The 7,304-nt window shown below is 42.6% G+C and carries 7 protein-coding genes and 2 pseudogenes; 1 reads left to right on the top strand and 8 read right to left on the bottom strand.

The window, feature by feature from the left end:
* Positions 1-146: 146 nt before the first annotated feature.
* Complete coding sequence (locus tag AB6D07_RS22175) at positions 147-518, bottom strand: hypothetical protein (protein ID WP_017097360.1); 372 nt, start codon at positions 516-518, stop codon at positions 147-149.
* Between the two features lie 174 nt (positions 519-692).
* Here AB6D07_RS22175 and AB6D07_RS22170 point away from each other — a divergent pair.
* Positions 693-1,735, top strand: a pseudogene (locus AB6D07_RS22170) (IS630 family transposase).
* A gap of 198 nt (positions 1,736-1,933) precedes the next feature.
* Here the strand turns inward: AB6D07_RS22170 and AB6D07_RS22165 are convergent.
* The 7 genes and pseudogenes from AB6D07_RS22165 to AB6D07_RS22135 form a co-directional block, all read right to left on the bottom strand.
* A pseudogene (locus AB6D07_RS22165) lies at positions 1,934-2,333 on the bottom strand (IS3 family transposase); the annotation flags it as partial.
* 114 nt (positions 2,334-2,447) lie between these two features.
* On the bottom strand, positions 2,448-3,500 hold the full coding sequence (sctU, locus tag AB6D07_RS22160; protein WP_017096437.1) for a type III secretion system export apparatus subunit SctU: 1,053 nt from the start codon (positions 3,498-3,500) through the stop codon (positions 2,448-2,450).
* A 287-nt stretch (positions 3,501-3,787) separates the two neighbouring features.
* The gene (gene sctT, locus AB6D07_RS22155) at positions 3,788-4,570 is read right to left on the bottom strand and encodes a type III secretion system export apparatus subunit SctT (protein WP_029222875.1); all 783 of its coding nucleotides are present in this window, start codon (positions 4,568-4,570) and stop codon (positions 3,788-3,790) included.
* The gene (gene sctS, locus AB6D07_RS22150; protein WP_017096439.1) at positions 4,567-4,833 is read right to left on the bottom strand and encodes a type III secretion system export apparatus subunit SctS; all 267 of its coding nucleotides are present in this window, start codon (positions 4,831-4,833) and stop codon (positions 4,567-4,569) included. Before sctS ends, sctT begins: the two co-directional genes overlap by 4 nt.
* Before the next feature lie 13 nt (positions 4,834-4,846).
* Entirely contained in the window at positions 4,847-5,497 is a 651-nt protein-coding gene (gene vscR, locus AB6D07_RS22145) for a SctR family type III secretion system export apparatus subunit VscR (protein ID WP_017096440.1), read from the bottom strand.
* The gene (gene sctQ / locus AB6D07_RS22140; protein WP_029222874.1) at positions 5,494-6,459 is read right to left on the bottom strand and encodes a type III secretion system cytoplasmic ring protein SctQ; all 966 of its coding nucleotides are present in this window, start codon (positions 6,457-6,459) and stop codon (positions 5,494-5,496) included. The genes vscR and sctQ overlap by 4 nt, the downstream gene beginning before the upstream one ends.
* A partial coding sequence (locus tag AB6D07_RS22135) for a type III secretion system needle length determinant (RefSeq protein WP_372140753.1) occupies positions 6,459-7,304 on the bottom strand: 846 nt, incomplete at its 5' end. The genes sctQ and AB6D07_RS22135, both read right to left, overlap by 1 nt.

Below are 7,304 nucleotides of genomic sequence, written 5' to 3'. Positions count from 1 at the left end.
AAACTCACTAAAAAAAATTATTGGTGTTCATTATTCCTATGTTCAATTGCGTGACTCCGTAACGCAGAACAGCTCCTAATAGGGAGCTGTTCTTGTGTCTAAATTTGGGCCACACTAAGTGCCGTTACGTTAAATAAATGAAACAACTAGTCTACCGAGCTAAACGTGTATCCCTCACGAGGGATAAACGGAGCTCGGAAATCGCCTTTTAAAAAGTAATAGATATCTTGTGAGTTATCATGGACAACCTCGTAGCAGCTTTCCCCACTACCAAAGTTTGAACAATATTTATTATTTTTAATGCGCCATGTGCCTTCGCTGGGTTTTACATCACCACTACTCATCCACCACGTTGTGCCTGAATCGGAAAAATATTGAACTGTTTTTTTCCCGTAATGAACACCATGAATAGTATTATTGCTAAGCAACAAATCTACTTCTGGTGAATTAACCGGCACTTCTTTAGCTAAGACAGAACATGTTACTCCTAGAAGTATTACTGCAATGATTTTTTTCATTTATATCTCCATTATATTTATAATTACGTTAAATCGCATATATAGAAACCCAATTCAGATTTAATATCAATTTAAATTTAATATCAATTCAAAAAATGAATAATTAGAGCAAATTTGATTGGTATTTATACCCGTGATCATTGAAGATGCTTGATTTTCTTTAGAATCAGGATCATGCTACGAGCCATGAAAATTGCACTGACTCCTCAACAGAAACTACAACTCGGACAAATGCACGACAATGAACGTGACAGTCGAGTTTGCGACCGTATTAAGGCTGTTTTGCTAGCTTCTGAAGACTGGAGTCAGACTATGATTTCACAAGCCCTTCGTATTAATGAATCGACCGTTGCACGTCACCTCAGTGACTACGTTCTTTCTGAAAAACTTAAGCCTGAAAATGGCGGAAGCCAAAGTAAACTTTCTGCTACTCAAACCATGCACCTAATCGAGCATTTGACTGAGAAAACCTATTCTCATACTCATCAAATTGTCGCCTATGTTAAAGAGACATTTGGACTTGATTATACGGTTTCAGGTATGAACAAATGGCTTCACCACAATGGCTTTAGCTACAAGCAGCCGAAAGGCGTTCCACACAAGTTTGATGAAGCAAAACAACAAGCCTTCATAGATGGTTATAAATCACTAAAGGCAAGCTGTGGTAAGGGTGAAACGATAGTTTTTATCGACGCTGTTCACCCAACCTTATCAACCAAAATATCTCATGGCTGGATACGTACTGGTCAGGATAAAGTGATTGAAACAACGGGTGATCGCAGCAGATTGAACATTATTGGTGCACTGAACCTGTCGGATATTGGTGCCACCATTGTTCACGATTACGAAAGCATTAACAGTGAAAGTATTGTTCGCTTTTTCTGTAAGTTAAGAGAGAGCTATCTGTTAGCCCATAAGCTTCATATCATCTTAGATGGTGCAGGATATCACCGCAGTGACTTAGTCAAAGATGCGGCGTTTGTCCTAAATATCGAACTGCATTATCTTCCACCTTATAGCCCAAACCTAAACCCAATAGAGCGGCTATGGAAAGTAATGAATGAGAAGTCGAGGAACAATGTTTACTTCAAAAGCAAACGGGACTTCAAGGCGGCAATAGGTCAATTTTTTACTGTGACTCTTCCAGAGATCGCAGGCTCTTTGACATCTCGAATTAATGATAAATTCAAGTTCTCAAGCCTGCATCTTCAAGTTGATTGGGTATATAGCCACTATCATTATGTTCAATCGTGTGAATCTGTTCTTGTAGGCGTTGTTGATCAAATCAGCTTGAGGTTCAACGACGCCATATTTGACTAATAGTTAGCTTCTAACAGGCATACCTAGTCCTATGACTTTGTTTATAGCTTTGACATTCGCCCTAATGATCTGCTCCAGTTAGACTGGAGAAGGTATTAAGCGACATATTGTTTTTCAAAGTTAATTGGGCTTAGATACCCAAGAGCCCTGTGCCTTCTTGTTCGATTATAAACAACTTCGATGTATTCAAAGAGTGCTTGAAGCATCTCTTCTCGCATCATTATCGGCTCGTCTTGGACAGCTTCTACTTTCATTGAGTGGAAAAAGCTTTCAAAACAGGCGTTCCAACAATTACCACGACGGCTCATGCTTTGAGTTATACGATATCGACAAACTCTCCGCTTGCCATCTGTCTTGCGTTTTTGACTTTCCATTCACCTTCGCCATCAACCATTGGCCAGTCGCATCAATGGCTAGGTGCTGTATTGCTTTTCTCGTTTTTGGCTTAAATGAGACCTCTACTTTCTTTGCTCTACGATTGAGCCTGGTGTAATGCACAACCAATAGCTTACGGAGAAATGGATCATTTTCATGTCTTAAAAATTGTATCTTCAAGTTGAGTGAGTCGAGTACTAGCGATATTTACCTTGAACCACATAGTTTTCTCGCTTATTGCTCTTCAGATTGCTCCAGAGACGCAACCCAGCGCAGGATCTCTGCGGTGGCTTCAATAAGATCGCCAGGAATGTATTGGTCTAACTGCCCATCCGCATATAACGCACGTGCGAGCGGTACTTTCTGCATCACCGGAACCCCTTCTTCTTTGGCAATCGCAATCATACGCTTTGCCATCGCATCAGTCTCTTTTAGGGTAATCACAGGCAGAGGTGTTTCGCCCTTTTTATAGTACAAACCGATGGCAATGTGTGTTGGGTTTGTAACCAGCACATTCGAGCGTTTAACGTTATCTCTTTGGTTAGAAGTTTGCATTTCTTGGTGCAGTTGACGACGTTGACTTTTTATTTCAGGGCTGCCTTCCATCTCTTTGTATTCACGTTTCACTTCATCTTTGGTCATCTTTAACTGTTTAGTGTGGTCGAACTTTTGGTAAGAAAAATCGGCTGCGGCAATCACAATAAAGCCTACCGCAGAGATAATCATCAATTGTTTGATTAATACGCCAGTGATGATCGGTACACACTCTAACCCACAGGTAGGTATCTGCAGTAACGTGTTTAAGTTACCTTTCAGCGTTATCCAAATAATGCATGAAAGTAACGAAACTTTGAGAATGGACTTAATAAACTCAATGATACTCTTTAACGAAAAAATTCGCTTTGCCCCTTCGACTGGATTGATCTTCTTGATGTCCGGTTTGACAGACTCGCCACTAAATAGAAAGCCGAACTGTCCCATGTTAGCCATGATGGCGACTAAGGTTGCAATCAAGAGGATCGGCGCAAGCAGATAAACCATTTCTTTGGCGATGGCGATAGCTACGTCGAGTAGTGCATCTTGAAAGCCCTGATATGCCAATTTGCTTGGCAGTAAAATTAGGGCAGATATGTGCGACATATAGTAATCGGCGAATGCAAACAACACGACAATCAAAGACAGAATCAATGAAGATGAAATGATTTCCTGACTTTTTGCAACTTGCCCTTTTTGGCGGGCATCCCTGAGTTTTTTTGGGGTGGGGAGTTCAGTTTTTTCTCCGCTCATTATTAGGACCTGTTTATTTATTTTGGTTGAATTTTGTTCGAGATAAAGCGTTTTAATCAGGTGAGAGGCGGACGGCTAATTCCTTTTCGCCGAATCGTTCTAAGTAAATCCCTCTCAACAAAGAGTAAAACGTTTTAGCTGAACTCTTTGGACGGCGTTTGTGGTTTCTTTCCACTGCATTATAGGTTTATCGAATAGAGTTACCACATTTCAAAGCATCTATTTTTGCAAGAACAATCTACAAGTCGCTGCAAAAATAAGTTCGAGAGATAAGCAGACTCTAGCGATTACCAAATAGTGTTTAGCTGCTCTGAGAACAGTGCGATTTCAGAGAAAAGTGCTTGAAAGTGGTTCATCATCAGAGCCAGATACACAATCAATAACACACTGGCGATGGCACTTTTGATCGGCATTGCCAAGAAGAAAACGTTGAGTTGTGGTGCGAATCGGCTGATGAGCGCAAGCCCAAACTCGGCAAGGAACATCGCCAGTACTATAGGCGCAGACATCAAAACTCCAAGCCACATTAATTGCTCAAATTGGTCGTAGAAAAAGCGTGCCCACCCTTCTGTTATGGTTGGAAAAAAACCTATCACAGGCCATGACGAGTAACTGGAAAATAGCGCATAAAGAAAAGTGACAAAGCCACCGCCCGAGAAGAACAAAGTGATCAGAGTTTGAGTCAACAATACCGCCGTTGGCGTCGATTGCGAACCGAGGGTGGGGTTAAACATGCTCGCCATGGCTGCGCCTCGCTGGTTATCCACGAGAAAGCCTGCCGCCTCGATTGCCCAAAAGGGGATCGCCGCAATAAAGCCAATGAGCAGACCCAATAACACCTCTTTCCCCAAGATAACCATTAACCAGATTCCATCCGTTTCTGCAGGTAAATTTTGTTGATTAATTATAGGAAATATAAAAAGTGCAAGAGAACACAAGATTCCATTTCTCACCATGGTGCCACCCAGCATTTGCTTGTTTAAGATCGGCAGGAATATAAAACAAGCCATTAACCTAGGAAGCGTTAAGCTGTACAGGAACAGTGCGTGGTGCAAATCATCGTAACTCATCGTATTTGCGGGATTTTATCTAAGGTCAATGTTGCAAACGAATGCAGCTCGGCGCCCAACCACTGTGCGGTAACAAACAAGGTAATTATGACGGCAATCAGTTTAACGACAAATCCCAACGTTTGTTCTTGAACTTGAGTCAGTGCTTGGATGAGTGAGACTAAGGTGCCAACAAACGCCGCAACCAGAATCGGTGGCAGCGACAAGAATAGAACAAGCGTTAAAGCCTGAGTGGCAAAGTGGATTATTTCGGCCGGATTCATATTTCTCTCCTCACTATCCGTAGCTGAGTACTAAGCCATGAGTTAGCTTGGTCCAACCGTCAAGTAACACAAAAAGCAGTAGTTTGAATGGTAGCGAAATTGTCATCGGCGATACCATCATCATCCCCATTGCCAGTAGGATGTTGGACACGATTAGGTCGACAGCGATGAAGGGCAGATACAACAAGAAACCAATCTCAAATGCCCTAGTTAGTTCACTGACCGTGAAGGCGGGGAGTAACAACAATAAGCTGTCTGACTCTAAGCGGTCGAAGTACTTCTGTGGCCACAAGGTTCTCGCAGCATCGGTAAAAAACACCGTTTCAGTTTCACGGATGTGTTTTTTCAAAAACTCTCGATATGGCTGCAGTCCGCTTTCAATCAGCCCTTCAACACTGTCGGAATCTTCTAGGGATATTTCATGTTGTGTAACGTAGTCGTAGGTTTCAAATCCTACTGGTGCCATAATGAAGATCGACAAAATTATCGCCAATCCGTACAGCGCCATATTGGGTGGTATTTGTTGTACACCCAGTGCGTTTCTCAATAGAGAGAACACCACAGCAAGCTTTACGAAAGAGGTCGCCATCATTGCAATGAAAGGAACCAAAGCAAGTAGGGCGAGCGTGACGATTAGGTTCAGTTCATCAGGTAACTGGATCATGCTGGCTCCTGACTACCGCCAAACAATTCGAGAACGCGAACACCTAAGCGTTCATTGATGCTCACAAGTTCACACTCACCAATAATTCTTCCGTTTGCTCGCATAGTGACCGGGCTTGAAATTGGCTGGTTAAGCTCAAAGGTAAAGCCAGGTTGTAGCGCGTTAAGTTGTTCTAAAGTTATGGTTTGCTGACCAACATCAAAAGTGAGTTCAATTGGCAGTTGCTTGTGGTCGGTAAGTACTTCAGAGCTATTGATATCGTTCATATTGGTTTCTTTATCTAGGATGTGGAGTATGGTTTCGTCGAGTTGGCATCGCCAAAGGTTTTGATTGGATATCTGAAAGAGCACTTGATGTTGTGCGATGTGGCAATCATCGAAAAACACCACATCCCCCAATTCCAGTTGCTCGAATTGGCTGACTGCCAAACGTGTTTTGCCAAAACTCAACCAGAATGGTAGTGCAATATTTTGACTTAGGTAAGATGGTGCTTGTGGCAACGCGCCAAGTAGCACATCTCGACCTTCATGCACCCAGAGGCTAAGAGATGCGTCATCACGGTTGATGGTGAGCATCAATACATTCTCTTGCTGAGTTTGCTGTTCAAGAGGTTGTAACTTGCTTAAGACAGGAAGCTGCCCAAAAAGACGTTTAATCACATCGGTGTATGGTTCAATCTGGCTATTGAGTAACGCCAATTGCAATGAGTTTGGTAGTGATTCAAAAGCCGTTGAGTCAAGCATGTCATGTAACCACAACTGTAATTGCGCACCACAAAAATCTATTTTGATCGTTTGCCCTCCAATGAATAACGCCAAACGATAGCCAGTAAATTGAGGTTTTGGCCCTAGCGTAACCGACAGGCTGTTGCTCAGGCTATCTTGAAAGTGGCATTGTTTCGCACATAGTTGATTGCTTAGCGAGATGCTTGATGCGTCGACTTTAGGGAAATTAAGTATCATCATTCGTCCTCAGGCTTCCATTCATCATAAATACTGCGTTGTTGTCGAGAACGTTGTTGATCTTGTTGTTGGTTCATTTGCTCGCTGATTGAGATTCGAATCGGTTGTTCAATCCCCAAGCGTTGTAAGCGCTCAACCAATTCTTGTTTAGCGTTTGGGTTGATTAGCGAAAGGGCATGCTCTTGTTTAATTAAGACGCTGTAACCAGAACTGTCGTGCTTAATGGAGATCTCACCACCTTTCAATTGACCTTCATTGAGAAACAGTCGGACCTCCTTCTCGTTCGCTGTTGGGAGAGAAACATAGATCTTTTCGACCAACTTACTAATCAGATCGTTCACGTTTCTTGCCGAGCTGCGAGGTGTTTGCGCTTCCATACTCTTTAGGATCACATCACCTTGAGTAGTCGGTTGGTTTATATTCGCCGCCGAGTGCAGTTTGGTGCCCACTTCAGAGGTTGAATGATGTAAATCAATGCGCTTTAAGGGTTTTAGCTTCTCTTCAAATGCGGACAACGTAGCTTTCGCTTCTGTGTTAATCTGCGCGTTACTTAAGGTTACCGCTTCTTTTACTGTCGTATCGGGCTTTAGTCGCTGACCATTCAAGACGTTTTGCACAGAGGTAGCGGCTTTACCATCAAACTGGATTGGCGCTGGTTGAGTATTCAAGCCTTTTGGGAAACCGTCAATAATGTCTTTGGGATCGAGATACAAGCCATCAAGAGATGCGCTTGAATCCGTTGAATCCGTTGAATCCGTTGAAACCGTTGAAACCGTTGAAACCGTTGAAACCGTTGAAACCGTTGAATCCGTTGAATCCGTTGAATCCGTTGAATCCGTTGAATC

Origin of the sequence: Vibrio sp. 10N.239.312.C11 (assembly GCF_041466065.1) — a bacterium.
In the GTDB taxonomy this organism is placed as follows: Bacteria; Pseudomonadota; Gammaproteobacteria; order Enterobacterales; family Vibrionaceae; genus Vibrio; species Vibrio tasmaniensis_A.
This window is presented reverse-complemented; position numbering and strand designations above follow the sequence as displayed.

What these genes read in the sequence shown, in the direction of transcription:
- sctT (WP_029222875.1), bottom strand. Translation starts at nt 4,570, where the DNA reads ATGAGTTACGATGATTTGCACCACGCACTGTTCCTGTACAGCTTAACG.
- sctS (WP_017096439.1), bottom strand. Translation starts at nt 4,833, where the DNA reads ATGAATCCGGCCGAAATAATCCACTTTGCCACTCAGGCTTTAACGCTT.
- sctQ (WP_029222874.1), bottom strand. Translation starts at nt 6,459, where the DNA reads ATGATACTTAATTTCCCTAAAGTCGACGCATCAAGCATCTCGCTAAGC.
- sctU (WP_017096437.1), bottom strand. Translation starts at nt 3,500, where the DNA reads ATGAGCGGAGAAAAAACTGAACTCCCCACCCCAAAAAAACTCAGGGAT.
- vscR (WP_017096440.1), bottom strand. Translation starts at nt 5,497, where the DNA reads ATGATCCAGTTACCTGATGAACTGAACCTAATCGTCACGCTCGCCCTA.
- AB6D07_RS22175 (WP_017097360.1), bottom strand. Translation starts at nt 518, where the DNA reads ATGAAAAAAATCATTGCAGTAATACTTCTAGGAGTAACATGTTCTGTC.